This window comes from Campylobacter sp. MIT 12-5580 (assembly GCF_005406235.1).
Classification (GTDB): Bacteria; Campylobacterota; Campylobacteria; order Campylobacterales; family Campylobacteraceae; genus Campylobacter_D.
The window spans coordinates 141,712-167,050 of sequence record NZ_NXLK01000005.1 but is presented as its reverse complement, the minus strand read 5'-3'; the positions used below and the strand labels follow the sequence as shown (position 1 = coordinate 167,050).

Below are 25,339 nucleotides of genomic sequence, written 5' to 3'. Positions count from 1 at the left end.
TATTTGTTTAACTAAATGAGTATTCATTTAACTAAGGCTTTATATTTAAATTTTTAGTTAGTAAAAATGTTACTTTGATTTTAAAGTTTTTTAAAGCTTTATTATAAATAAGTTAATTTTTATGTTATAATTTTAAAATAAAAAATCTTAAATTTAAGGAGCTTGATCATGAAAAAGCTTTTCTTTTTTTGTTTGGTTTTAGTGTTTGCAAACTTAACTTTTGCAGATGATTTTTTGGCAAGGATAAGTAAGGGAAATTTAAGTGATCATTCAGTTGGAGTGAAAAAACTTAGCCTTGAGGAGATGAAAGAGGTTAAGGGTGGGTATCAAGTTGTGTTTTTGCACAATGGGTCTCAATGGAATCCAGCAGATGAAGTATATGCTATAGCAAAATACACACAAGGGGAATTGCAGTATATGGCAAACTATCTTCAAGGGAATACGAGTGCGCCACAAGGGCTTTGTGGCATAGATCAAACATCTTGCTCAAATCCTAGCAAAAATAGATTTACAGCATTTTTGCAAATAACGCAAAAATCTCTTTCTATGCTTCCTGTTTATACAGTTAAAAGGCAAGTAAAAGTTTCGAATATGGGAAAACCTTGTGTTGTTTTTACTTATGGTGTTGGTGCATATGATACTCAAGGCAAGCAAATGTATAAATTTAACTCCAGCCTTATGTTGAATAATAATATGATTATTAAAGAGATGGCAAATAAATACAAAGAGCAAATGGAATCTGCTCTTGGAGGATGGTATGCAAGATGATAACTTTAAGTTCTTTTAACAGATATTTTGGAAGCAATCCGCTAGAAACGCTTACTCATATTAAAAATGACAGCATTCAAAATGGAAATCCTGAACTTACAAAGGAGGAAAGAGAAAAGCTAGGCAATAGTTTTATAAATATATATAAGGATTATAGCGAATTAAGCGATAAAGTAGGATTGCTTGAAGGCTCGATAGAGGATAAACTTAGAAAAAATGAATTATCAGAAGCAGAAACTAACGAACTCTTTGAATGGATAAGTGAAAATACTACATCACCGCATTGGATGAATGTTAATGGGGTAAGTTATGATGAAGCTTATATTGAAGTCTTTCACACAAGTAAAAGCATAGATGAATTTAAAACGAAATATCTTGAGCTTCAAAAAAATTACTCTGTTGATTTTAGCAATAAACTCAATACATCGCAAGGAAATTTAGAAAAAGAAAAGCCGCTTGAAACACAAGAAAGCGATGAAAAAAATCAAAAAAACTTCACTCCTATAGAAGGCAAAAGCTTTAATACTGAAACCTATAAGGGTATAGACACAAACACACTCTTACAAAAACTCTTAGAGGATAAATTTGATGAAAAAGATTTTCTTAAAATGCTTTTTGGGATAAAAGATGAGAATGTAAATTTAAAAAGTCTTGATTTAAATTCAAATGATTTAGTAAGTATGCTTTCAAAGATAAACTTAAATACTTTTAATGTTTTAAATAAAAGCTTGGATGTGAAGGTATAAATTTAAAAGTATTTGTTTAACTAAATGAGTATTCATTTAACTAAGGCTTTTTATTTGGTTTTAGTGTTTGCAAACTTAACTTTTGCAGATGATTTTTTAGCAAGGATAAGTAAGGGAAATTTAAGTGATTATTCAGTTGGAGTGAAAAAACTTAGCCTTGAGGAGATGAAAGAGGTTAAGGGTGGTGCGTTTCAATCTGTAGGAAATTGTTTTACTAGTTCTAATTTTTGCCTTAGTTTTGCTGTAAGTCAAGCAATTACAGGAACTCACTACAAGGACTTCAAAGCCGTGATTACAAATGAAGAGCCATATTATACAAACAAACATATTGGTTTTATAGTGCAAAACAATTGGACAATTTCAAGACAAGGAAAACGCTATAATTATTTTACCTATGCAGCCGTAGTTCTTGATAGATCTACTGGTAGAATGTGGAAGGAATCAAACTCTGTTTTAAACAATAATGGTATTGTCAGAGAATTAAGCTATAGATATAAAAATACTTTTGATAATCAGCTTGGTGGCTTACGAATTAAATAATGCTTTTTCAATTTGCTGGAGTTTATGACTTCAGCAAAATTGTATTTTGTCGATATATATTATATCTTAAATCAACCCTAAAGGGCAAACTCAAATGCAAACAAACTCTATAAATTCATACTTAAGCTCTGCAAGCTTAAATCATATAAATACCTTAAATTCTCAACAAGAAAAAGCCAAAAATTCAAATGAAACATTAGCTAAGACAAATAATGCTACTCAAGCTATAAATTTAAACATAACACAAACTAATGCTTTAAATTCAAGCATTTCAAATTTAGTCCAAGATAAAAACAAGGCAGTCTCTCAAGTCTTAGGTTATGGTGTGGATAAGGAAGGCTTTTTTACTAGTGATTTTAATGAAAAATTAAATTTACCCAAAGAATATAAAATTTACTCCAAGGATATGCAAGAGCTATTAAATCAACTCTTGCAAAACAAACATTTTTCCAATATAGATTTTGATAAAACCTTGCAAAATGTAAGTAAAATTTTTAACCAGATTATGTCGTATTCAAGCGAAGATTCACTTAGCAAGGAACAAATTCAAAGCCTACCTTTGGGTTTTAAATATGATAGAAAAAATCTCAATGTGCTTGAAATTTATAATGATATAAATCAACTAAACAAAGCAGTAAGCAAAGATGAAACTTCTACCTTTTTTAGTAAAAATACTCAAAATTCTTTTAGTTTTTCTTCATATTCTTCCCAAAAATATGAAAATTACACCAGCATTCAAAAAAATGCAAATTCTTATATAAAAGAAAATGGCAGTATAAGTAAAGGAGGAATTTTTGTAGCTTTTGCAAAAAATCAACTCAATCAAAACGAAAATGGTTTTCTAATCAGTGGGCAAACAACCATAAGTGGCAAACTAATGGGTTTTGATACCACGATAAGCAAAGAAGACATTAAGAGCTTAAACGACTTTATAGAAAGCAATTCTTTTTTAGGAGATAGCAACTCAGTTAAAACTCTTGAAGAAGGCATTGCCTATATGTCTAAAATACTTGATTTGTTTAGTTCTGATTTGAGCATTGACGAGTTTAAAACACAATGGCAAAAACTTCAAAACAAAGAAGCAAGCCAAACACAAAATGAGTTAAAATCAATAGAAACTATCATAGAAAATGAGAAAGAAAATATCAAAGGTAAGCAAAACACCAAAGCAAACAAAACAACCTTTACTCCAATACAAGCAGAAAGTAAAAATGAAACTTATAAGGCTATAGATACAAATGAACTTCTTAAAAAACTTTTAGAAGAAAGTTTTGATGAAAAAGATTTTCTTAAAATGCTTTTTGGGATAAAAGATGAGAATGTAAATTTAAAAAGTCTTGATTTAAATTCAAATGAGTTTTTAAATTCAAATGATTTAGTAAGTATGCTTTCAAAGATAAACTTAAATACTTTTAATGTTTTAAATAAAAGTGTGGATGTGAAGGTATAAATTTAAAAATATTTGTTTAACTAAATGAGTATTCATTTAACTAAGGCTTTATATTTAAATTTTTAGTTAGTAAAAATGTTACTTTAATTTTAAAGTTTTTTAAAGCTTTATCATAAATAAGTTAATTTTTATGTTATAATTTTAAAATAAAAAATCTTAAATTTAAGGAGCTTGATCATGAAAAAGCTTTTCTTTTTTTGTTTGGTTTTAGTGTTTGCAAACTTAACTTTTGCAGATGATTTTTTAGCAAGGATAAGTAAAGGGAATTTAAGTGATTATTCAGTTGGGGTAAAAAAACTTAGCCTTGAAGAGATGAAAGAGGTTAAGGGTGGGTATCAAGTCGGCTTTAAAGCCCTTTCTAATGATGAAGTCATTGCTTATGCTGTGCCAAACTGGAATACAGAACTTGGCTTATATACAGAAAAGGATGGGACAAAATATTATTACAATCGACAAGGGCTTTTATTGCATGGCGGTATGTGCGAACTAGGTGTAAGCGAGTGCCGTCTATCCTCTGCTATAAACAATCAAAAACACTATACTCAAGCACAGAGAAGATTAATTGAAGTTATGAGTATAATTGGAGATGATCCTTATACAACTTATCTTGGTTATACCGTTAAAAGACACATTAATGTGGATAGTCATGGCAAACGCACATTATATTTTTCATATGGTGTAGCAGTAATTCATCAATCTGGTTCTTGGTATAGATTCAAATCAAGCGAAGTGCTTAATCATTACAAAGTAATACAAGAAATGAGAAATGCTTATAATGGTGATATGGAGTATCTCTTAAAAAGGTAGAAGCCTATTTGCAAATCTATTGAAGATTTAATAGTTCTAAATAAATATTTAAAGGTAAGGTAATGACGATAAATTCCATAAATTTTCATCCAACGCCATCAAGCCAAGCTTTACAAACCACTAACAAAAACTCACAAAACACCAATCCACAAACTCAAGCTGAGTTTGTGCAAAACTATAAAAATAATGATCAAGCTTACAATCCCCTTGATTATGGTTTTAGAAAGGTTGATTTAAATGATTATGCTGAATTTACAGAGCTTGATACAACTAAAACTTTACAAAATGTTTATAAGCTTTTTTCTCAGCTTATGAGCAAGTTTGAAGACAAAGAAAGTTATACAAAAGAAGAGCTTTTACAAAATTTTCCTTTTGCTTTTGAATTTGATAAAAAAACACTTGAAATAACTAAAACTTATACTTTTGATGAGCTAAACCAGATGAGCTTAAAACAACGCAACAAAGCAAATATTTATATTAGCTTTGCTAATCCTTGGCAAAATGCTCAATCAGCTGAAAAATACAAACTTGAAAAAAATGAAGATATTTTTTCTTATTATGGAATGGATATAGGTTCAAAGCTTTACACTCAAGAAGATGGTAGTATATCTAAAATGGGCGTTTTTCATGCTTTTGCAACGAGAATTTCTCAGTTTGTAAGTGAAGGACAAACTAGCATAAGAGCTAAACTTTTAGGGCTTGATAGAAGTTTAAGCGAAGAAAGTGTAAATGACTTAAGGCAGTTTTTAGAGCAAAATAAACTTGGGAATGGAGAAATTTTTATCTGGGTTAATAGTAGTGATGAAAGAGCGTATCAAAAGCTTTTAAACTCAAATTTAAGCATTGATGAATTTAAAGAAAAGTATTTAGAATTTAAATCCTATGTCGAAGCAAAGCAAGCTAAATGGCTAAATGAAAACTCAATCCAAAACAATGATAACTCACAAAGTGATGAAGCAAACAAAAAAACTTTTACTCCAATACAAGCAGAAAGTAAAAATGAAACTTATAAAGCTATAGATACAAATGAACTTCTTAAAAAACTTTTAGAAGAAAGCTTTGATGAAAAAGATTTTCTTGAAATGATTTTTGGGATAAAAGATAAAAATTTAAATTTAAAAAGTCTTGATTTAAATTCAAGTGAGTTTTTAAATTCAAATGATTTAGTAAGTATGCTTTCTAAGATAAATTTAAATACTTTTCATACTTTAAATAAGAGTTTGGATGTGAAGGTATAGCAACAAAAGAGCAAGATAGATTTGACTTGCTAGGGTTTAAATTTATGCCTTGAGATTATGATATAAAAAACAACTTATTTATGATAAAACCACGAAAATTAAGGATTGCATCTTAAATGAAACGTTTTCTTTTAACTCTATTTATATGCCTTAATGCTATGCTTGCAAGTGATGAGCTCAGTATAGATTCGCTTTTTAAAAAGCAGATTGGCTTAAGAAGCATTACGAGTTTTTCACTTCTTAGCACAGGCAATGCAAACTCATATTCACTTTATCCAAATATCACCATAAGCGGAGATCCCACCATTTGGAATGACACCAAGCAAGGCTTTTTAAGTCAAACCTTTGTTTATACCCTGCATCCTAAATTTGATATACTTGTTTCAGCAAGTGCAAGTTATGCAAGACACGAATACACGAATTTTTTCACTAACGAATACTCAAGCAAAACAAGAATAGGTTTTGATAATCTTTGGCTAGGCTTTATCTATACAGCCGATAGCATAGCTGATCTTATCCCGCAAATCACCCTTCAAACAGCTTTGGTACAAAGAGAAAAAGTGATCAACAACACAAAGAATTTTTATCTTAAATCCCAAAGCTTGCAAGCAAGTTTAAGAGGCTATAGCGATCCGGTGGTATATAGCTTATATGCTGGCTTTGGGTATAATGCGCCAAGATTTTTTGATATAGGCAAGGTTGAATACGGACATAGCATTTATGTAGGTGGGGATTTATCCATCATCTTAAGCCCTAAGATCACTTTAGACTTGGGTGCACAGCAACGCTTTCAAACCAAACAAAAGATCAATGGCTATCAAAACTCAGAAATTCGCTCTATCCCAACTTTAAATTTAGGCTCAACTTATAGTATAAACTCTGATACCGCCGTTTCACTTAACGCAAGCTTTGGCGGAAGTTCAGCTTCTCCTGATAGTATCTTTGGTTTGAGTATATGGAAAAAGTTCTAAAAGTCTTATGCTTGCTCTTGCTTTTGCCATTGTTTGTAAGGGCTGAATTTGTGGTTAGTTCTTATCAAGAGCTAAAAAACCAAAGAACGATAAGACAAAATTATGAAGAATCCTGCGGAGCAGCTGCACTAGCGACTTTAATCAATCTCACAGATGATAAAAAACTAAGCGAACTTGATCTTTTAAAGCTTTTTGGCGACAAAGAGCTTTTTACAGATATGATTAGCTTCGCAGAGTTAAGACAAAGCGCGCATAAGCTTGATTATAAAAGCGAGACTTACCAAATCACAAGAGAAAATTTAGATAAGCTTACGGATATCCCTATGCTTGTGAAGATTGAAGATGATCCACGTTTCCCACACTTTGTAGTCATCATCAATCACAAAGGGGATTTTTTAGAAGTGCTTGATCCAAGCCATGGTGAATACCTCAGCTTAAAAAGTGAATTTTTTAGTATTTGGGATAGGCACAAAAAGGGCGGATATGCTTTGTTTGTAGAAACTCACAATGAATACAAAGACATTGATAAAAAACTATCTGAAAATTTGATTTTTGAATTTCAAGGGCTAAAATAACAAACAAACAAAACCGCCAATCGCCCCTACTCTTTCAAAGATAAATCTTGCTTATTTAAGGTTTTCTTTGCTTCTTCTAAGATTGCTTCATCACTACTAAAGTCAAAAAACTTAAACTCATTGCCATGTTGCATAAAGCCATCGATTAAATCCCCACTTAAGCGATTTTTAAGATCAAGCTCAGCGATCTTAAAGCCATCTAAAGTCCCAGCAAATTCAAGCAATCTTTTTGGAATTTCTTTTTGCTTAGTATAAAGATAACAAAAGCTCTTAAGCCCCACACGCCCTACCCTGCCGCGTAATTGGTGTAAAGTCGCAAGCCCTAGTTTTTCAGCCCCAACGATGACAATGGTGCTAAGTCTAGGCAAAGAAATTCCAACCTCAACCACAGTTGTAGCAAGCAAAATCTGCCCTTTTTCTTTAAACTGAGCTAAAACTTCATCTTTAAATTTATCTTTTCCATGCGTAATATATACGTTCTTAAAATGCTTAAGCCAATACTCTTTAGCTTGCTCTAAAGAAAGATACTGCGAGCTTTCACTTTCACTAACCAGAGGATAAATAATCGCAACCTGATTATTTTGCTTAAGCTCACTTTTAATCTTTTCAAGTAAGCCTTGAAAATCCTTATCTTGTATGCAAAAAGTTTGAATATCTTTTTTAAAGGGCATTTGTTTAATGAAAGAAAAACTCACAAGCTCAGATTGTATCATACTTAAAGTTCTTGGTATAGGCGTGGCTGAAAATTGCACGAAGTGAGGACTTAGTCCATCTTTACTTGCAAGCTCGCTGATCTTTTGGCGTTGATTTGAACCAAAGCGGTGCTGTTCATCAACCATCACTAAAACCGCTTCAAAGCCTTGCTGGTGGATAAGTGCGTGCGTGCCGATGATAAGATGAGCCTTTGCAAGCTTTTCATCAAGGGCTTTTTCCTTTCTGCCACCTTTGACAAAGACAACTTGCATAAAATTTGGCAAAAGTCTTTGAGCCTCATTAAAAAGCTGAGCTGCTAAGATACTTGTGGGCGCCATTAAAAGTGCTTGTCTTGGATATACACTAAGTGCTGCTGCAAGCAAAACAAGGGTTTTACCACAGCCCACATCACCCATAATAATGCGTCTTTTTGCCTCTTTTTGACTTAAATCAGCCCTTATGTCATTGATGGCACCAAGCTGATCTAAGGTTGGCTTAAAAGGTAAGCTCTCAAGCCAAGAATGTATATCAAAAAGCTTTATTTCATAGGCTTTTGGACTAGTTTTTTTCTGACGCAAGCGTTTTAAAAAGCTATAAATTTCCACAAATTTTAAATCTGGTAAAAAATTCTCTAAATGAGAAAAAATCTCAAAACTTTGTTCGTCATAGCGGTGTAAATTTACAAGCAAATTCGCTCTTTTTTCATCTATACCCTCAGCCACAAGGTTTTCTTTTGTGACGTATTCTTGTATAAGCTTGGCTATGTTTTCATCTTTTATGCCAGCAATTTGATATTTTGGTTCAAAGGCATTAGCATTTTTGATGATTTTTGGGTTATTAAACTGCCAAAAATTATTAAAAAAGCTCACCTTAGCGTGAAAAATACACTCTTTTCCTTGTTTAAAAACGCCCACATGCCATCTGCTTGGGTGAAAAAAGACAAAATGAGCTTTTATATCCCAATTTTTACAATAACACAGCCCAAAAAGCTTTCCGCCTCTAAAACTTGACTCCAAAATCTGCACTTCTTCAGTGCAAATTCCTTCTTTTGGCTCTTTGCTTAGACTTAAATTTTCTATCTTTTTGGGTAACAATAAAGCCAAATTGATCGCATTTTTAATATGTAATTTTTTAAAAAGTCCTAGATCACAAGACGTAACTTTCATTTATTTTGCACGCTTGCAAAGCTGATTTGACTAAGTTCTGTATGCTTTTTGATATAAGCGTTTAGCTCGCTTAAACTCGTTTTTTTAATGCGTTCAAGTTCTTTGAGGCTGTGTCCTAGCTCCAAACCTTTATAAAACTCGCCTAAAGCCATATCAAGTCGTTTTTCAAGACTTTCATAACGAAGTGGCGTGCTTCCAAGCAAGAAATTTCTAGCCTGAGTAAGTTCATCTTCGCTCACGCCATTTTTTACAAATTCAGTAAAAAGCTCGCACACCAAAGCCTTTGCGTCTTTTGCATTTTCATTTTTGGTTTGCAAATACCCAAACACTCTTTGATAGCTTAAATTCGCCTCAAGCATAGCATAAGCACTATACGCCAAGCCTCTTTTTACCCTCACTTCTTCCATAAGTCTTGAGCCAAAGCCCCCAGCTCCTAGTATAAAAAGTGCAAGTTTTGCAAGGTGAGTATCTTTATCATTAAATTTAAAATCAATTGGCGAAGCAAAATAAATATAAGCTTGTTGGCTTTCAGATTTAAGCAAAAGCTTATCTTTAAGGTTTTTGCTGAGTTTAAAAGTCTTTGTTTTTTCAAGCTTGCCGATTTTAAGCTTTGACAAACAAGGTGTGATTAAAGCTTTAAATTCAGCAAAATCAAAATCCCCTCCCCCACAAACTATAAGTTCGTTTAAATTTAAATGCTTTGCGTAAAAGTCTTGCAAATCTTTTAAACTCATCTTTGCAAGGCTTTGTTTGTCGCCGTATTTGCTAGTGCGAAATTCTTTTGCTTCAAACACACTTTGATTAAGCAATTTTTTAGCCAAAAAGTCAAAATCACTTTCCTTGCTTGCAAGCTCACCAAGCGTGATTTTTTTAAGCCTAGCAAGCAAATTTTCATCAAAATTTACCTTTTCAAATAAAAGACTTAATTTTTCTATAGCAAAATGAGCGTGTTCTTTCAAGCAAGAAATGTTTATCTCAAGGCTCTCAAAACCGCTATTTGCACTAAAATCAATCGCTCTTAATTCAAGCTCTTTAAAAAAGCTCTCATCACTTCCTTCATTTAAAAGCCTTGCAAACATACTTGCAAGTCCATCTATATCGCCTTCATACGCTTTGCCAGCGTTTTTAAATACAAGTCTTAAAACAAAAATAGGCAAATCATGATTTTCTTCAAAAATAACAGGAACTTGAATGTCTTTAAATTTAAGCTGATGAAGCATACTTGTCCTTTTGGCGTAAAATAAAGGAAAAATTATAGCAATTTTAGGCTAAAAAGAGTTTGAAACTTGTTTAGCCTAGTTTTCAAATACTTTCTTTTACTGCCAAAAAATCATAAAATCAGCATCTTGCTCACCAATCTCACTTCCTTCAAGAGCTACAACACTCACGCTTTTTGCTTGTTTGGTGTCTAAATCCATAAGATGCAAAGGAATACCTAAGCTTTTATTAGCGTGATAAAGCCCAGCAATAAGCACGATTTGCTTTTTACTTGCGAGCAAAAACTCAGCCATATTTCTGTCTTTTCTAAGCTGGGCTTCAACAAAAATCTCACTTGCCTCAGGACTCATCGCATGAAAAGAATTAATCTCATCAAAAAGAATTTTCTTAACTTTTGAGGCTGTAGAATGCTTGCCTTGAAGAGGTGCGAGCTTTTTGTTATAAACCATATCAAGCTTGTCTTGACTTAAATTTACAGCTAAAAAATCATTATTTGAATACAAAACATATTCGATCAAATCCTTATAATCCTCATAGTTCCACTCATCTTGCCAAGACAAAGCCTTGCTTATATGAGAAGGTTTTATGCGAGCTTTCTCAGCCTTTGTTTTGTTGATAAAGCCTTGTTTATCATCATTTAGCATTTCAAAAGCTATAGTTATAGGCTCATTTTTTGAAAGCGCTTTTACCAAAGCAAGCTCTAAATCATGGTGCTTTTTCTCATCGTGGTATTCTCCAAGTATGACAATATCTTGCTTTTTAAGTGTATTAAGTAAATCATCATAAGAGATAAAATGTTTTGTTTTCATATCCTTGACTTTAAAAGAAGTGTTTTGATCAAGAAATGAAAGCTCTTGTTTTGAGTTTTGATGTGTAGAGCAGGCAAGAAAAAAGAAGCTTGCTAACAAAATAACTATTCTCATTATTTTCCTTTTTTGTAAAATAAAAAGTAGATATTATCATTTATAATATTAAATTAAAATTAAAAATTTTGTTTGTATATGAATTTATAAATCCTAAAAAATAATTATCTTAAAATATATAATTAATATATACTTTCAAATTATTTTTTATAAAAAACATATTTTTAATATAAAATTATGAAAATTTATATTATAATCATAGCTTAATTTTGTAAAAAGGACAAAAAATGAGTAAAAATTTAAGCCTCGTCGCTTCTTTGTTTTGTCTTTCAAGCTCTCTTTTGGCTGAAGATAATAACACTTCAGTATCGACGGGGGGGGGGCATTACACGCTTGAAGCTTCAGTCGTTGAAGCGAGCAACTACCCTTACAGCTCCGGACAAAGCCTCAATGAAAGCTTTATTAAAAACGCGCCTAATGGCAACGGTGATATAACTAGTCTTTTAAAAGTCCTTCCTAATGTGCAGTTTGATAATAACCAACTTAATTCAAATACTCCAGGAGAAATTGATCCAGCAAATATCTCTATAAGCGGGGGTTTGTATTATCAAAATTCTTTTTTACTTGATGGTATGAGCATGAATAATGACTTAAGCGGAGGAGTTAATAAACCCGGTATGAACGAAGATTACACGCCTGGAGAGCAAAGAGAATTTTCAGGACGTTCTCAAGGGCTTAACATAGACAGCTTTTTACTAGAAAACATAAGCGTGCAAGATAGCAATATAGGAGCAAGTTATGGTGGCTTTACGGGTGGGGTTGTTGAGGCGACAACTAAAAAAGCTCAAAAAGAATTTGGAGCAAATTTTGCTTATCAAATTTCACAAGGCAATGCCTCGCCGGGTGCTTTTTCGCTTACTCAGTATCATATTTACGGCAATGAAGAAGAATTTTTAAACTCTTCATCTGGAAGCAATCAACCCAAATTTATCAAACACTCTTTTCGTTCTTCTTTAGAAAGTAGGATAAATGATAAACTTGGTATCATCGCTAGTTTTACCACCACTCAAAGCTTTATTCCGGTAAAAGAATTCGTGCAAGATCAAAATACACCCTCAAATTTAGTTTCAGTTAATAGAAAAGAAAAAAGGCAAAGTTATAATTTCTTTATCAAAGCTGATTATCAAGTAAATGATGATATAGCACTTGAAACAAGTTATGCTTTTATGCCTCAATACAACAAGTATTATAATGCTGATTATGTTAATTCTGGGACAACCATAAAAAGCGGAGGGCATAATCTTGGTGCAAAAGCCTATATAAACAATAAATTTGGTTTTCTCACAGCTCAAACAAGCTTTTCTTATCTTGAAGAATCGCGTCGAAGCGATGCAAAAGGCACCAAAACATGGATTTATTCAGCTGATAAAAATTGGGGCGATCCTAATGATTTTCAATACGAAGGAAGTTTTGGCGATGAGGATAATATACAAAGCGATGTTGAGCTAAAACTCAATCAAAGCTTTGAGCCTTATTATAATGATAACTTTGAAAATATTTTTAATGCTGGGTTTGAACTTGGTTACACCAAGGCTCATTTTAAAAGACTTAGTGAATCTAGCGATGTTTTAAGTCCTTTTGGTATAGAAGATCCAAACTATGTGTGTCAAGATGAATACTGCTCTTCAGCTCCAGTCGATCCAAGCAACAACTTAATCGATCCAACAGGAGCTAATTACGGGCAATTCCTTGGCGTTATGAATAAATACAAAAAAGGCAAAATTTCTTTAGATAGCACAAATTTAGCTTTTTTTATAGAAGATGAGCTTAAATTTGATCTTGATAACAAAGGCGATATTAACACTCGCTTAGGTTTAAGAATGGATTATGATACCTATATGCAAAAAGCTCCTATTGCTCCAAGATTTAGCCTTAAATATATAGCACCTTGGGGGCGAGATGATAGACTTAATACAAATTTTATCTTTGGAGCAAATCGCTACTATGGACGCAATCTCTTTGCTTATCGTTTGGCTGATGGTAAAAGTGCTCTAGAAGAAAATTATTTTAGAATGGATCCTAACCAAAACTTCGATGAAAACACTTTAGTAAATGCTGTACCAAACAACACAAGCTTTAAAAAACTCAAAATTCCTTACGATGATGAACTAAGCGTAAGTCTTACTCAAGAATTTTATCATTTTGATCTTGTAGGCAAATATATACACCGCTTTGGACGCGATCAAATTCAAAGAAATTGTATCATCGATCCTACGAGCAATGCTTGCAGTAGTGTTTATACTTATGATAATACAGGGCGATCAGATAGTGATATCATCACTTTAAGCGTGCAAAATTCTAATCCTTTTGCATTAGGTTTTATTGATAATTATTTTTTATTTGCCTTTGATTATACTCAAACCAAACGTTCTTATAATGACTTTAATGATGAATTTGATCCAATTGATCGTGAATATGCAGAATATCAAGGCAGTATTATCAAGCTTAAAGACTTACCTAGCTCAAATTTCACTCGCCCTTACACCTTAAGACTTACAAGCACTCATCAGCTTAAAAAAGGCAGGACAACTTGGCTTTTAAATAACTTCTTTCGATATAGAGGAGCATATCAAGCCCTTGTAAATACAAGCGAAAGAATGCAAAATATAGATGGGCTAAATAGAAGAGTTTATGTATATGAAAATGAACGAATAGCTGGAAATTTTTCATGGGATATGCGAGTTGGCTTTGATATAGATATAAGCAAAGGTAATATCTTTTATACAAATATAGATATTTTAAATGTTTTAAATAGACGCATTACCACCACAGGAAAAACAGCCACAAGAACTATAAAAAAGACTTATGAAACAGGACGGCAGTTTTGGGTAGAGGTGGGATATAGGTATTAAAAAGGCTTATCAAACCAAAAAATAAGCAAACAAAGCCCTAGCTTAACTTTGTTTGCTTTAAAAAATAATTTAATAATACCTTTGTAAAATTTCATAAGCTGTATTTCTTTTAGCTGGCTTTTCGCCCAAACTTTCAATGAGCCTTATCATCTCATCTTGATTCATCTTATAGCTTGCTCCAGCTGCTGAGACGACATTTTCTTCCATCATGGTTGAGCCTAGATCATTGGCTCCAAATTTTAAGGCAAGCTGTCCTATCAAAGAGCCTTGCGTTACCCATGAGCTTTGTAGGTTTTTAAAATTATCAAGATATAACCTTGCAAGAGCAAGCAAACGCAAGTATTTGTTTGAGCTTTGCTTCATAATCTCTGGGTGTTTGAGTTTTAGCTTAGTATTTTCGCTTTGAAAACTCCATAAAATAAAAGCCCTAAAGCCTCCTGTTTCATCTTGTAAATTTCGCAAATGCTCAAAATGCTCGATAAGCTCTTCATCACTTTCTATAGTGCCAAACATCATCGTAGCTGTGCTTTTCATACCTATCTTGTGTGCTTGCCTATGCACTTCAAGCCAAGTTTGAGTATCACATTTATGAGGAGCGATCTCATCTCTTACTCTATCGCTTAAAACCTCAGCTCCAGCTCCGGGTATGCTAAAAAGTCCCTTTGCTTGCAATCTTTGCAAAACCTCTTTGATAGAAATTTTTGAAATTTTGGCGATATAGGCGATCTCAACAGCTGAAAAGCCATGCACGGTAATGCTTGGGTATTTTTTAGCGATAAACTCCACAAGCTCTTCATACCACTCAATCTTAAGCTTAGGATGCACTCCGCCTTGAAAAAGAATTTGCGTGCCACCTATAGCTAAAAGTTCTTCTATCTTTTGTCCTATCTCATCAAAGCTTAGCACATAAGCATCACTATCTTTAGCATGCCTAAAAAAAGCACAAAAATCACAATCTATACAGCAAACATTGGTATAGTTGATGTTTCTATCCACCACAAAAGTAGTGATTTTTTCTGGGTGAAGCTCAAGTTTTTTTTGATACGCTAGCTCACCAAGCTCGTATAAATCAGCATTTTGAAGCAGATATAAAGCTTCTTTTTGGCTGAGTCTTTTGCTAAAATTCATATCTTTTGCATTCATCGTTTTCACAAATTTCCTTTTTTGTGTTTTAAAGGCTGTATTATAGCATTTTAAATTTGAAATATGCTACAATTTCACTTATGAATTATATCATTTTGCTTAAAAACAACAAAAATGTTCGTATTTTGGCTTTCGTGCAATTTATCGTGTATTTTGGAGCATGGTTTTCACAAACTGGCGTTTTTACTCTTTTAGTTGATCTAAACGCTCCTACTTGGGCAGTTTCTATAAGTGCTATGCTGGCTTTTTTGCCCGGAATTTTACTTGCACCTATTAGTGGCGTGATTGTTGAAAAGAGCAAGCCTAAAACGCTTTTGCTTTTAAGTGCGAGCCTTGAGCTTGTTTCTATCTTTATGCTGATTTTTGTAACAAGCTTGAGTATGCTTTGGCTTTTGTTTATTTTAATCTTTATCAGGCTTTGTGTCGCAACGCTTTATTTTCAAGCTGAAATGAGTCTTATGGCAAAACTTTTAGAGCCAAAAGAGCTTAAACTTGTCAATGAAATTCACAGCATTAATTGGGCGGTTTCATACACTTTAGGTATGGCTTTGGCTGGCTTTTTCATCAGTGCTTTTGGCGTGTATAGTGCGTTTTTGTTTGACTGCATACTTTTAGCCTTTGGTATATCGCTTTTGCTTCTTTTAAAAATCCCACAATTTCAGCCTGCAAAAGCACAAAAATTTATCAGTATGATTAAAGATGGCTTTGTGTATATCTTTAAAAACAAGCTCATCTTTCATCTTATCTTATTGCATGCTTTTATAGGACTTACAGCGTATGAAACCTTAGTAACCTTGCTTGCTAAGCATGAATATAAAGAAATTTTATCAGTTGCTCTTGTCATAGGCTTTTTAAACTCTGTTCGAGCATGCTCTTTAATCATCGCTCCTATCATCTTAAGCTCTTTTACAAACAAACGCACGCTTAAATACCTCTTTTTCGGGCAAGGAAGTGGAATTTTGCTGTGGAGTTTTACGCAGTTTGATTTTTATCTTTCCTTTATAGGTTTGCTTGCGGCTGGTTTTTGCACCTCATCGATTTGGTCTTTTACTTATACGCTTATACAAGAGCATTGTGATAAAGAGTATTTTGGACGCGTGATTGCTTATACTGATATGACTTATTTGAGTTTTAGCGTGTTTATTTCGCTTTTAAGTGGCTTACTTTTTGAACTTGGTTTTTCTTTGATGCTTATTACGGCTTTACTTGGGGGATTTTTTATCTTTGCAAGTTTTTATTGGCATTGGTTTTATAAACGTTATTTGAGCTGATTTATTCTTTGACGATGATATGCTCAAGCTCTTTAAAATAAAACAAATTAAAGCCATCTTTAAATTCATACTCAAGCTTCATATTATGGGCTTTTAAAATGGTATCAACTATGTAAAGCCCTAGCCCAAAGCTATCTTTTTGCTTCGCCCCTTGAGTGAAGGCTTGAGTGTAGTATTCAAGAGGTTTTTCAAGGGCTTTGCCTTGATTTTTAAAGCAAAGGTATTGCTTGCATATCTCAAGCTCGATAAATTCGTTACTTGAGTGCTTAACGCCATTGTCAATCATATTTTTAATCGCCGTTGTAAAAAGCTTAAAATCCACACTCACAAAAAAACTTTGTTCTAGATGAATGCGAATTTTTTTATCATCATTCATTGCAATTTCTTTTGCTTCATCTAAAATATCTAAGATATTATACTTTTTGCGGTTGATAAAAGCTGCTCCTGAAGTGATTTGCTCAATAGCAGCAAATTCATTGATAAGAATTTCAAGACGATCAAAAATCCCTCTTAATCGTTCTTTGTATTTATTATCCTCAAGCATTTCAAGGGTGATTAAGCCTTTAGTGATAGGCGTTTTTAGCTCATGCATAATATTGCGGATAAAAAACTGCCTTGATTGATTCATCTTTTGAATTTGAGTGATTGCTTGAAAAAAGGCTTGTGCAACTTGAGAAATTTCATCATTTCCGCTGCTGACATCTTTAATCTCATCAAGTTTGTTTTGGGCGAATTTATCGATTTGCTTTTTAAGTGAAGTGAGCGGTCTAAGCTTTTTAATCACAAAAACATAAAGCAAAACAAGCACTAAAATCACACCAAAAGCAAGGGCTTTAAATTTAAAGTAACGATACCCTTCATAATCTTGATCATTATAAAGATATAATTTCCCCTCGTGAATAATCTTTAAAAAAATCTCTTTTTCATACGAGATAATCTCAATCAGTCCAGTCGTAGTTTGTGCTCTTGCTAAAACATCGCCCCTAAAAATAACCTTTCTAATCTCGCTTGGCTTCATAACCTGAGTCATTTTATAATGCTTAGTTTGCTCATAAAACTCCTCCTCGCTCATCACGCCATTAAAATACAAAAGCCTAGCATTTGCAACAAGAGTGTATTTGTCGTTTAAAACCTTAGTGTAGTTTTGCTGATCGTATTCTATGAGCCATAAAAAAGCGAGTATAACGCTTACTATAGCTAAGATAAAGATTAAGGTAATGGTATAAAAAATAGACGATCGATTCATTGAGTAAGCTTATAGCCTATGCCTCTGATAGAGTGGATATACTTTGGAGTTTTTGGATCATCGCCCATTTTTTGACGAATTCGGCTGATGATAACATCGATACTTTTATTTGAGCTGTCCTCACTTATGCTTGAGCAATTATACACAAGCTCTTCTCTACTCACTACTCCGCCTTCTTTTTTGATTAAATAACTTAAAATATCAAACTCAGCATTTGTAAGCTGAATTTCCTTGCCTTTCATCGTGATGATATGTTTATATTGATCATATACCAAGTCTTTTACACTCTCAGCCATAGCCTTTTTAGTCGTGCTCATACGACGCAAATGGCTTTTTATGCGGGCTTGAAGCTCTTTTGGATTATAAGGCTTTGGAAGATAATCATCAGCCCCCAACTCAAGCGCATTAACTTTATCGCTAAGATCATGTCTTGCGCTTGAAATAATGATAGGTGTATCGTATTTTTTGCGAATTTCTTCACATACTTCAAGTCCATCAAGTCCGGGCAGAGTAAGATCAAGTATCACAAGCTGATATTCTTTTAAAGCAAGCTTTGAAAGCCCTATATAAGGTTCATGAGCTATATCAACCTTCATATCAAATTTTTCTAAGTATTCAGCGATAATCTCAGCAAGCTCTAAGTCATCTTCTATCATCAAAATATTTACCATAATCTTCCCTTCAAGTAAAATCTTACTTTTAATTGTAAAACATTTGTTTCAACAAAAAGAAAACTGGGCTCATTTTCTTTTTGTTCTTTGTTTCATTTACCTAGCTTAACACAAATTTAGCGAAGCACGAGAAGCTGAGCTACGCCGTTTCTATATACCCAAATTTTTGTAAAGCTTTTGGCTTGATTGTTTTTAAGCACACTTGAAAGCTGTTCTAGGCTTTTAATCTCATCTTGTTCTACGCCAATGATGATATCCCCTACTTCAAAGCCAGCATTATCAGCCTTTGAGCCTTCTTTTACACCTGTTACTAAGACACCATTGATATTTGCTGGGATTTTTGCTCTTGCGTTTGTATCTAAATTCTTTAATTCAAGTCCATCAATAAGCCCTTGTGAGCTAATGCTTTGTGTATCTGCCTTAAGCACAAAACTCACACTTTTGCTTACGCCATCTCTTTCGTAAATGATTGTGATTTTTTGGTTTGGCTCAAGTGTGCCGATGTAGTTTTTAAGATCGCTTGCACTTGTTATATTTTTTTCATTCGCCTTAAGGACTAAATCTCCTCTTTTAAGCCCAGCTGATTCAGCTGATGAACCTTTTTCAACACTAGTGATTAAAGCTCCACTTTGATTTGAATACGCTTTTTTTGTTTCGCCTTCTAAATTTGTTATCGTAACGCCTAAAAAGCCTCTTTCAATCTTTCCTTTTTCAACTAATCTTTTAGCTATATCTTTTGCCATATTTGAAGGTATAGCAAAGCCTATGCCGTTATTACCCCCACTTCTTGAAAGTATGGCTGAGTTAATACCAACTAAAGCTCCTCTACTATCTACTAAAGCTCCACCTGAATTTCCCGGATTTATCGAGGCGTCTGTTTGAATGAAATTTTCGTATTGATTTAAGCCTATATTGTTTTTATTTAAAGCTGAAACTATACCGCTTGTTACGCTTGAGCCTACACCAAATGGATTGCCAAGTGCAAAAACCATATCTCCTTCCATAAGCTTATCAGAATCCGCAAAACTCACAGCTGAAAGATTTTTTGCTTCTATCTTAATCACAGCCAAATCAGTTTTTTCATCAGCTCCTACAAGCTTAGCCTTATATTCAGTATCATCATCTGGCAAAGACACGCTAATGCTATCTACATCAGCAATAACATGGTTATTTGTAATGATATAACCATCACTTGAGATAATCACCCCAGAACCAAGAGAGCTTATCACTTCTTTTTTAGAACCGCCTCTTTGTTGTTGAGGAAAATCAAAGCCAAAAAACTGCTTAAAATACGGATCGTTAAAAAAATCATCAAAACCAGCCATATTACGCGTAACCGTTTTTGAAGTAGAGATATTTACCACACTTTTTTTCACATCTTTAATCGCATCATGATAAGAAAGCACCACACCTGCTTGAGTTGAAGGATCAGCTCTTTTTATATCTTGCGCGGCTTCTTTGAAATTTATATTTGCAGCTAAAACACAACTCGCACAAAGACTGAGTAAAAACATTTTCTTTTTCATTGTTTAAGTCCTTTCAATTTAAGTTCGTAGCTAGTATAAAATTTAACTTTTACTCAATTGTAAATGAAACAAAATTAAGTAAAAAAATTTACAAAACTTGATTGACTTAGACTAAACTTTATGTTATAATCACACTAAAAATAAATAAGGATATAATAAATGAGTAATAGTTTATACGAAACATTAGGGATTGATAAAAACGCAAGCGCTGATGAGATAAAAAAAGCCTACAGACGCCTAGCGCGCAAGTATCATCCTGATATCAATAAAGAAAAAGGGGCTGAGGAAAAATTCAAAGAAATCAATGCAGCCTATGAAATTTTAAGCGATGAGCAAAAACGCAAGCAGTATGATATGTATGGGGATAATATGTTTGGCGGACAAAGCTTTAGTGATTTTTCAAGAAGTGCTGGAGCTGGCGGGGCTGATATAAATGATATCTTAAGAAATATCTTTGGTGGCGGATTTGGCGGTGCTGGAGGTTTTGGCAGTAGCGGTGGGTTTGGGGGCTTTTCAGGCTCAAGAGGCTTTAACTCAAATGGCTTTTCTAGTTCTTTTGGTTTTGATGATGAGGCTGATCTTGATTTAGAAGCTAAGGTTTCAATCCCTTTTGATACAGCCATATTAGGTGGAGAACATAGCATAAACTTTAATGGCGAACGCATTAAGATCAAAGTCCCACACGGTATTAAAAACGGCGATAAGCTTCGCATTAGTGGCAAAGGCAGAAGCCTTGGTGGAAAAAGAGGAAATTTGATTATCAAAGTGCAGGTTGAGCCAAGCAATGAGTATGAAAGAGAAGATGATGATTTATACAAAAAGCTTGATATATCGCTTAAAACTGCTCTTTTTGGAGGCAAGGTGGAAGTAAGCACTCCACGCAAAAGTGTAAGTGTTAAAATCCCACCAAATTCAAAAAACAACCAAAAAATTCGCCTCAAAGGCTATGGGGTGCAAAATAGAAAAAATGATATTTATGGGGATATGTATTTAAGCTTAAATGTGATTTTACCAAATACTGATACGCTTGATAAAGCTTTTGTTAAAGAGCTTGAAGCAAAGCTACCTTAAGGAGGATTTATGCAACAAAATTATGAAGAACCACTTTTTCTCATCAGCGTTGTCGCAAAGGTTTTAAGCATACACCCTCAAACCTTAAGGCAATATGAAAAAGAAGGGCTTATCGAGCCAAGTAGGACAGATGGTAAAATGCGTTTGTATTCTCAAAAAGATATTGATCGCATTAAGCTTATTTTGCGTTTAACGCGTGATATGGGCGTGAATTTAGCCGGTGTTGATGTGATACTTAAGCTTAAAACACAAATTACTGAATTTGAATGCCTTGTCAATGAACTTCGCCTCGAGCTTGACAAAAGACAAGGCAAAAGCGGTAAAGCTGTAGTTAAACACAAAAGCAGTTTTGATCTCATCTTTTATGATGATAAGAAAAAGCTTTAAGGCGAGCTTTGGAAAATTATCTACAAGGCTTTCTCATCGCTATGGCAAGTGCTATAGTGCTTAATGTCATCTTAAAGCGCGTTGAGATTCCAAGCATTATCGGCTATATCATCACAGGTGTTATTGTCTCCTCACTTTATCAATTTCATGGCTCTGAGGAATTAAGCCATATCGCTGAGTTTGGTATAGTGTTTTTGATGTTTACTATAGGACTTGAGTTTTCCTTTAAACATCTTTTAGCGATGAAACAAGAAGTGTTTTTAAATGGCTCTTTACAAATGCTTACTTGCGGTTTTGCTTGTGCTTTAATTGTGTTTTTTCTTTTGGGTTTGAATGATAGAATTTCTATCATTGTAGGCTTTGCACTTGCTCTTTCTTCTACAGCTGTGGTGCTTAAAATTCTAAACGATAGTGGCGAGATCAATCAAAACTATGGTAGAAAAGCCCTTGGGATATTGCTTTTTCAAGATATAGCTGTGATCCCTTTGCTCTTAATGGTCGATATTTTTTCTACGCCAAATAACGATATCACAAGCCTTGTTATCGCGACTTTAGCAAGCGCTGCGATCTTAATCATCTTGCTTCTTATCATCAGTAGGTATTTTTTAGACGGATTTTTTCGCTTTGTGATTAAGGCTTCTTCTCAAGAAATTTTCATCACGACGATTTTATTTATCGTTATAGGTGCAAGCTTTTTGGCACATAAATTTGGCTTTTCTTACTCTTTGGGTGCGTTTTTAGCAGGAGCTTTAATCGGTGAGACAAGATATAAACATAAAATTCAAGCTGATTTAATCCCTTTTAGAGACTTGCTTTTGGGGGTATTTTTTGTTTCTGTTGGTATGCAAATCAACTTTAAAATCGTATTTGAAAACTGGTCTTTAGTGCTTTTTTTGGTATGCTTGGTTTTAATAGTTAAATTTGGCGTCATTTACTTACTTTTAAGATTATATACAAAAAGAAGAGTGGCTTTAAAAACAGCTTTAAGTATCATGCAAATAGGCGAATTTGCTTTGGCGATCTTTTCCTTGCTTCAAGCTCGTTCCTTGCTTGATAACGCAAGTGCTCAAATTCTTATCATCACCTCTATCATCACTATGGTTATCACACCTTTTGTGCTTAAAAATATACAAAAAATTTCAAATGCAGTTGAGACAAACAAAGAAATTCCAAACGAATATCTGCCTTCAAATCAAAGCTTTAAAAACCACTTTGTGATCTTTGGTTATGGGCGTTTGGGGCAAGAAGTCGTACAAAGGATCAAACACACTGGAATTCCTTATCTTGTCTTAGAAAGTGATTTGAATTTAGTTGAGCTTGGCACAAGTAGGGGCGAAAATATCTTTTTTGCAGACGCAACACAAGAACAAACTTTGCAAATTGCCAATATAGAAGAATGTGCCGTTGCTATCATCACCTTAAGCAATGAAGCTAAGCTTGAAATGCTTACTCAAGTGCTTTCAAACTGCAAAAAACCTATCCAAACTATAGTGCAAGTCAGTGGTGATCTTGAAAAAATTCTTTTCTTAAATTCTAGAGAAAATTTTCATATCATTAAGGCTGAAAGAGCTGTAGCAAGAACACTTGTGCAAGAAGCACTTGAGTGCAAGATTAATAGCAATATCACTTAAAGAGGCAAATTTGGAAGCACTTATCTTAATCTTTGCGATCTTATTTTTAAGCTGTGTGATCTTAAGCAAATTTAGTGATAGATACGGCATACCAGCCTTGCTTATCTTTATCTTTGTGGGTATGTTTGCTGGAAGTGATGGAGTACTTGGCATACCTTTTGATAATGGCAAAATCGCTCAAGATATAGGTATGCTCTGTCTTATACTCATACTTTTTAGTGGTGGTTTTGATACGAGTTTTAAGCTTATTCGCCCCGTGCTTAAAGAAGGTATAGTTTTAGCTACTCTTGGGGTTGTTTTGACAGCAATTTTTATTGCTTTATTTTGTTATTATCTTTTTGATTTTTCACTTAATGATGCTTTGCTTTTAGGAGCCATTATCAGTTCAACTGACGCAGCTGCTGTTTTTGCTATCATGAGATCAAAGGGCTTAAAGCTTCAAAATCATATCGCTCCTTTACTTGAACTTGAAAGCGGAAGTAATGACCCTATGGCGATTTTTCTTACCATCACTATTATACAAATGATTACGCTTTCATCTTTACCAAGCGTGAGTGATTTTGCTTTGACTATGCTTACTCAATTTATCTTAGCTTTTATTTGTGCTTATGTATTTGGGGCTTTAATGCCACTTATTTTAAATAAAATCAAATTTGGCTCTTGGGGCTTGTATCCTGTTTTTACTTTAGCGTGGATTATGCTTGCTTTTAGCGCAAGCAACAAAATAGGAGCAAATGGGTATTTGTGTGTGTATTTGCTAGGTATTGTTGCAAATAGTAAGGAATTTATCTATAAAAAAGGACTTATTGGTTTTTTTGAAGGTGTAGCGTGGCTTGCTCAAGTGGTGATTTTCTTAACACTTGGGCTTTTAGTTTTTCCAAGCCAGCTTCCAAGTGTTGCTTTTATAGGACTTGGAGTAGCTTTTGTAACTATGTTTTTTGCGCGTCCAATCGCTGTTTTTATCAGTCTCATTTTCTTTAAGAAATTTAACTTCAAAGAAAAGCTTTTCATCTCTTGGGTAGGACTTCGTGGCACCGTGCCTATCATACTTGCAACCTATCCACTTGCAGCTGGCATTGAAAGCTCACATTTTATCTTTAATATAGTCTTTTTTATCGTGCTTTTATCTGTTTTGATTCAAGGTGTGAGCCTTAATCCTCTTGCAAAAGCCTTAAGACTGACAGCTGAGGAAGCCAAAACAGAAAGTTATAATCTACCAATCGCTTTAAGCACCTTTAGACAATACACACTTAAAGAAAACTCAAGCGTTATCGGTAAAAACATAGCTGAGCTAAATTTAAGTGGAGAGTTCATTATACTTATCGTTAAAAGAGAAGGCGAATATATCAAAGCCAGCGGCTCTTTGATCTTTGAAGAAGGAGATTTGCTCCTTATTTTATGCAATGATAAAAATGTCTTTGAAGAAAATATCAAAAATTTTGAGCCAAACCTATGAAAATAAGCGAAAAATCCTTACGCACACGCTATCTAAGAATACTTGAAAAATTTGCTAATGCAGCTATATCAGCACTTAAAAAAGAAAATTTTGATGAAATGCTTTTTCAAGAAAGAATGCTTAAAAACTATAAACTTTTTGAAAAATGCGAAGTGATAAAACTTAATTCTAGCTATATCAAAGAACTTGAAAGCTTTGTAAATGCATGCTTGGATTTTAAAAACTCAAAAGCAGAGCTTTTGAATAAAGCAAACAACCTTGATAAGCTCAAAAAAAGTCAAACTTACAAAAAAGACAAGCATAAAAGTAAATTTAAGGAGTATGAATGATTAATGTTATTTTTGATATGGACGGCACCTTAATCAATAGTGCAAATGCCATAAGCTCGGCTGTCAATGAAATCAGAGCGGATTTAAAGCTTGCTCCTCTTGAGCCTCGTTTTATCATGCAAACCATAAACACACCAGGTAAAGACTGGGCAAAAATCTTGTATGATATAGATAAATTTGAGCATTCAAGCTTTAAAGATGGCTTTGAGCGGTATTTTATCAAACATTATCAAAAAAGCGTGCTTTTATATGATGGGGTTATAGAAGTGCTTGAGTTTTTAAAAAGCAAAAACTGCTACCTAGCCATAGCTACAAATGCCCCACAAAGCTCTTTAACACAAATTTTAAACAAGCATAATATCCTGCCCTTTTTCAGCAAGGTTTTAGGCGTATCCTTAGGTATAGAGCCAAAGCCACACCCTATGATGTTAAAACTCATCAGTGATGAAGCACCTTTTGAAAAAAGCGTATTTGTAGGCGATAGTGATAAGGACAAACAAGCAGCACAAAATGCTAATATGCCTTATTTTCACGCTAAATGGGGCGAAGAAAAGTGCCAAAAAGATGAGTTTAAAAACGCTGATGAACTCATCGAACTTTTACGCACTCAAATGAAAGCATAAATTTTCATATTTTGCTTTTAAATTTAGCATTTTACAAA

The 25,339-nt window shown here is 33.7% G+C and carries 23 protein-coding genes; 16 read left to right on the top strand and 7 right to left on the bottom strand.

What is annotated here, in order from left to right; translation table 11 throughout:
* The first annotated feature begins 168 nt into the window (after window positions 1-168).
* The 8 genes from CQA38_RS06765 to CQA38_RS06730 all read left to right on the top strand — a co-directional run bounded on the left by CQA38_RS06765 (window position 169) and on the right by CQA38_RS06730 (window position 7,095).
* Window positions 169-768, top strand: a complete 600-nt coding sequence (locus CQA38_RS06765; protein WP_170999482.1) for a bacteriocin — start codon at window positions 169-171, stop codon at window positions 766-768.
* Window positions 765-1,514 (top strand): hypothetical protein, encoded by a 750-nt coding sequence (locus CQA38_RS09210; protein ID WP_170999481.1) that lies wholly within the window; start codon window positions 765-767, stop codon window positions 1,512-1,514. Before CQA38_RS06765 ends, CQA38_RS09210 begins: the two co-directional genes overlap by 4 nt.
* 24 nt (window positions 1,515-1,538) lie before the next feature.
* Window positions 1,539-2,054, top strand: a complete 516-nt coding sequence (locus CQA38_RS06755; RefSeq protein WP_170999480.1) for a hypothetical protein — start codon at window positions 1,539-1,541, stop codon at window positions 2,052-2,054.
* A 94-nt stretch (window positions 2,055-2,148) separates the two neighbouring features.
* Entirely contained in the window at window positions 2,149-3,504 is a 1,356-nt protein-coding gene (locus CQA38_RS06750) for a Cj0814 family flagellar-dependent secreted protein (protein ID WP_137633226.1), read from the top strand.
* Between the two features lie 177 nt (window positions 3,505-3,681).
* On the top strand, window positions 3,682-4,311 hold the full coding sequence (locus CQA38_RS06745; RefSeq protein WP_249355227.1) for a hypothetical protein: 630 nt from the start codon (window positions 3,682-3,684) through the stop codon (window positions 4,309-4,311).
* 62 nt (window positions 4,312-4,373) lie between these two features.
* On the top strand, window positions 4,374-5,549 hold the full coding sequence (locus tag CQA38_RS06740; RefSeq protein ID WP_137633225.1) for a Cj0814 family flagellar-dependent secreted protein: 1,176 nt from the start codon (window positions 4,374-4,376) through the stop codon (window positions 5,547-5,549).
* 116 nt (window positions 5,550-5,665) lie between these two features.
* A complete protein-coding gene (locus CQA38_RS06735) occupies window positions 5,666-6,520 on the top strand; it encodes a hypothetical protein (RefSeq protein ID WP_137633224.1) in 855 nt (284 codons plus the stop codon).
* Complete coding sequence (locus CQA38_RS06730) at window positions 6,505-7,095, top strand: cysteine peptidase family C39 domain-containing protein (protein WP_137633223.1); 591 nt, start codon at window positions 6,505-6,507, stop codon at window positions 7,093-7,095. The genes CQA38_RS06735 and CQA38_RS06730 overlap by 16 nt, the downstream gene beginning before the upstream one ends.
* Window positions 7,096-7,121: 26 nt before the next feature.
* Here CQA38_RS06730 and recG read toward each other — a convergent pair whose 3' ends face one another.
* The 3 genes from recG to CQA38_RS06715 form a co-directional block, all read right to left on the bottom strand.
* Window positions 7,122-8,954, bottom strand: a complete 1,833-nt coding sequence (recG, locus tag CQA38_RS06725) for an ATP-dependent DNA helicase RecG (RefSeq protein ID WP_137633222.1) — start codon at window positions 8,952-8,954, stop codon at window positions 7,122-7,124.
* Window positions 8,951-10,174, bottom strand: a complete 1,224-nt coding sequence (locus CQA38_RS06720) for a pitrilysin family protein (RefSeq protein ID WP_137633221.1) — start codon at window positions 10,172-10,174, stop codon at window positions 8,951-8,953. Before CQA38_RS06720 ends, recG begins: the two co-directional genes overlap by 4 nt.
* Window positions 10,175-10,270: 96 nt before the next feature.
* A complete protein-coding gene (locus CQA38_RS06715; RefSeq protein ID WP_137633220.1) occupies window positions 10,271-11,095 on the bottom strand; it encodes a ChaN family lipoprotein in 825 nt (274 codons plus the stop codon).
* A 227-nt stretch (window positions 11,096-11,322) separates the two neighbouring features.
* On the opposite strand from CQA38_RS06715, the gene CQA38_RS06710 reads away from it, so the two are divergent.
* Complete coding sequence (locus CQA38_RS06710) at window positions 11,323-13,947, top strand: TonB-dependent receptor plug domain-containing protein (protein WP_137633219.1); 2,625 nt, start codon at window positions 11,323-11,325, stop codon at window positions 13,945-13,947.
* Window positions 13,948-14,016: 69 nt separating this feature from the next.
* Here CQA38_RS06710 and CQA38_RS06705 read toward each other — a convergent pair whose 3' ends face one another.
* Complete coding sequence (locus CQA38_RS06705; RefSeq protein WP_137633239.1) at window positions 14,017-15,075, bottom strand: dehypoxanthine futalosine cyclase; 1,059 nt, start codon at window positions 15,073-15,075, stop codon at window positions 14,017-14,019.
* A gap of 95 nt (window positions 15,076-15,170) precedes the next feature.
* On the opposite strand from CQA38_RS06705, the gene CQA38_RS06700 reads away from it, so the two are divergent.
* Window positions 15,171-16,361: an MFS transporter gene (locus CQA38_RS06700; RefSeq protein WP_137633218.1), complete on the top strand. Its 1,191-nt coding sequence runs from the start codon at window positions 15,171-15,173 to the stop codon at window positions 16,359-16,361.
* Window position 16,362: 1 nt separating this feature from the next.
* On the opposite strand, the gene CQA38_RS06695 is transcribed toward CQA38_RS06700, so the two are convergent.
* The 3 genes from CQA38_RS06695 to CQA38_RS06685 form a co-directional block, all read right to left on the bottom strand.
* Entirely contained in the window at window positions 16,363-17,607 is a 1,245-nt protein-coding gene (locus CQA38_RS06695; protein ID WP_137633217.1) for an ArsS family sensor histidine kinase, read from the bottom strand.
* Window positions 17,604-18,278: a response regulator transcription factor gene (locus tag CQA38_RS06690; RefSeq protein WP_137633216.1), complete on the bottom strand. Its 675-nt coding sequence runs from the start codon at window positions 18,276-18,278 to the stop codon at window positions 17,604-17,606. Before CQA38_RS06690 ends, CQA38_RS06695 begins: the two co-directional genes overlap by 4 nt.
* Before the next feature lie 116 nt (window positions 18,279-18,394).
* Entirely contained in the window at window positions 18,395-19,804 is a 1,410-nt protein-coding gene (locus CQA38_RS06685) for a DegQ family serine endoprotease (RefSeq protein ID WP_137633215.1), read from the bottom strand.
* A gap of 159 nt (window positions 19,805-19,963) precedes the next feature.
* Between CQA38_RS06685 and CQA38_RS06680 the strand changes: the two genes are divergently transcribed.
* From CQA38_RS06680 to CQA38_RS06655, 6 genes are read left to right on the top strand one after another with little or no spacing between them, the layout of a single operon-like run.
* Window positions 19,964-20,875, top strand: coding sequence for a J domain-containing protein (locus CQA38_RS06680; RefSeq protein WP_137633214.1), 912 nt, complete (start codon window positions 19,964-19,966; stop codon window positions 20,873-20,875).
* 9 nt (window positions 20,876-20,884) lie between these two features.
* Window positions 20,885-21,262, top strand: coding sequence for a helix-turn-helix transcriptional regulator (locus CQA38_RS06675; protein ID WP_137633213.1), 378 nt, complete (start codon window positions 20,885-20,887; stop codon window positions 21,260-21,262).
* 8 nt (window positions 21,263-21,270) lie between these two features.
* On the top strand, window positions 21,271-22,893 hold the full coding sequence (locus CQA38_RS06670; protein ID WP_137633212.1) for a cation:proton antiporter: 1,623 nt from the start codon (window positions 21,271-21,273) through the stop codon (window positions 22,891-22,893).
* A gap of 10 nt (window positions 22,894-22,903) precedes the next feature.
* The gene (locus CQA38_RS06665; RefSeq protein WP_137633211.1) at window positions 22,904-24,349 is read left to right on the top strand and encodes a potassium/proton antiporter; all 1,446 of its coding nucleotides are present in this window, start codon (window positions 22,904-22,906) and stop codon (window positions 24,347-24,349) included.
* Complete coding sequence (locus CQA38_RS06660) at window positions 24,346-24,678, top strand: hypothetical protein (RefSeq protein WP_137633210.1); 333 nt, start codon at window positions 24,346-24,348, stop codon at window positions 24,676-24,678. Before CQA38_RS06665 ends, CQA38_RS06660 begins: the two co-directional genes overlap by 4 nt.
* Window positions 24,675-25,301: an HAD family hydrolase gene (locus CQA38_RS06655; protein WP_137633209.1), complete on the top strand. Its 627-nt coding sequence runs from the start codon at window positions 24,675-24,677 to the stop codon at window positions 25,299-25,301. The genes CQA38_RS06660 and CQA38_RS06655 overlap by 4 nt, the downstream gene beginning before the upstream one ends.
* Window positions 25,302-25,339: the final 38 nt, after the last annotated feature.

Excerpts from the sequence above, each read along its gene's own strand:
- CQA38_RS06765 (WP_170999482.1), top strand. The coding sequence starts at position 169 with ATGAAAAAGCTTTTCTTTTTTTGTTTGGTTTTAGTGTTTGCAAACTTA.
- CQA38_RS09210 (WP_170999481.1), top strand. The coding sequence starts at position 765 with ATGATAACTTTAAGTTCTTTTAACAGATATTTTGGAAGCAATCCGCTA.
- CQA38_RS06755 (WP_170999480.1), top strand. The coding sequence starts at position 1,539 with ATGAGTATTCATTTAACTAAGGCTTTTTATTTGGTTTTAGTGTTTGCA.
- CQA38_RS06750 (WP_137633226.1), top strand. The coding sequence starts at position 2,149 with ATGCAAACAAACTCTATAAATTCATACTTAAGCTCTGCAAGCTTAAAT.
- CQA38_RS06745 (WP_249355227.1), top strand. The coding sequence starts at position 3,682 with ATGAAAAAGCTTTTCTTTTTTTGTTTGGTTTTAGTGTTTGCAAACTTA.
- CQA38_RS06740 (WP_137633225.1), top strand. The coding sequence starts at position 4,374 with ATGACGATAAATTCCATAAATTTTCATCCAACGCCATCAAGCCAAGCT.
- CQA38_RS06735 (WP_137633224.1), top strand. The coding sequence starts at position 5,666 with ATGAAACGTTTTCTTTTAACTCTATTTATATGCCTTAATGCTATGCTT.
- CQA38_RS06730 (WP_137633223.1), top strand. The coding sequence starts at position 6,505 with ATGGAAAAAGTTCTAAAAGTCTTATGCTTGCTCTTGCTTTTGCCATTG.
- recG (WP_137633222.1), bottom strand. The coding sequence starts at position 8,954 with ATGAAAGTTACGTCTTGTGATCTAGGACTTTTTAAAAAATTACATATT.
- CQA38_RS06720 (WP_137633221.1), bottom strand. The coding sequence starts at position 10,174 with ATGCTTCATCAGCTTAAATTTAAAGACATTCAAGTTCCTGTTATTTTT.
- CQA38_RS06715 (WP_137633220.1), bottom strand. The coding sequence starts at position 11,095 with ATGAGAATAGTTATTTTGTTAGCAAGCTTCTTTTTTCTTGCCTGCTCT.
- CQA38_RS06710 (WP_137633219.1), top strand. The coding sequence starts at position 11,323 with ATGAGTAAAAATTTAAGCCTCGTCGCTTCTTTGTTTTGTCTTTCAAGC.
- CQA38_RS06705 (WP_137633239.1), bottom strand. The coding sequence starts at position 15,075 with ATGAATTTTAGCAAAAGACTCAGCCAAAAAGAAGCTTTATATCTGCTT.
- CQA38_RS06700 (WP_137633218.1), top strand. The coding sequence starts at position 15,171 with ATGAATTATATCATTTTGCTTAAAAACAACAAAAATGTTCGTATTTTG.
- CQA38_RS06695 (WP_137633217.1), bottom strand. The coding sequence starts at position 17,607 with ATGAATCGATCGTCTATTTTTTATACCATTACCTTAATCTTTATCTTA.
- CQA38_RS06690 (WP_137633216.1), bottom strand. The coding sequence starts at position 18,278 with ATGGTAAATATTTTGATGATAGAAGATGACTTAGAGCTTGCTGAGATT.
- CQA38_RS06685 (WP_137633215.1), bottom strand. The coding sequence starts at position 19,804 with ATGAAAAAGAAAATGTTTTTACTCAGTCTTTGTGCGAGTTGTGTTTTA.
- CQA38_RS06680 (WP_137633214.1), top strand. The coding sequence starts at position 19,964 with ATGAGTAATAGTTTATACGAAACATTAGGGATTGATAAAAACGCAAGC.
- CQA38_RS06675 (WP_137633213.1), top strand. The coding sequence starts at position 20,885 with ATGCAACAAAATTATGAAGAACCACTTTTTCTCATCAGCGTTGTCGCA.
- CQA38_RS06660 (WP_137633210.1), top strand. The coding sequence starts at position 24,346 with ATGAAAATAAGCGAAAAATCCTTACGCACACGCTATCTAAGAATACTT.
- CQA38_RS06655 (WP_137633209.1), top strand. The coding sequence starts at position 24,675 with ATGATTAATGTTATTTTTGATATGGACGGCACCTTAATCAATAGTGCA.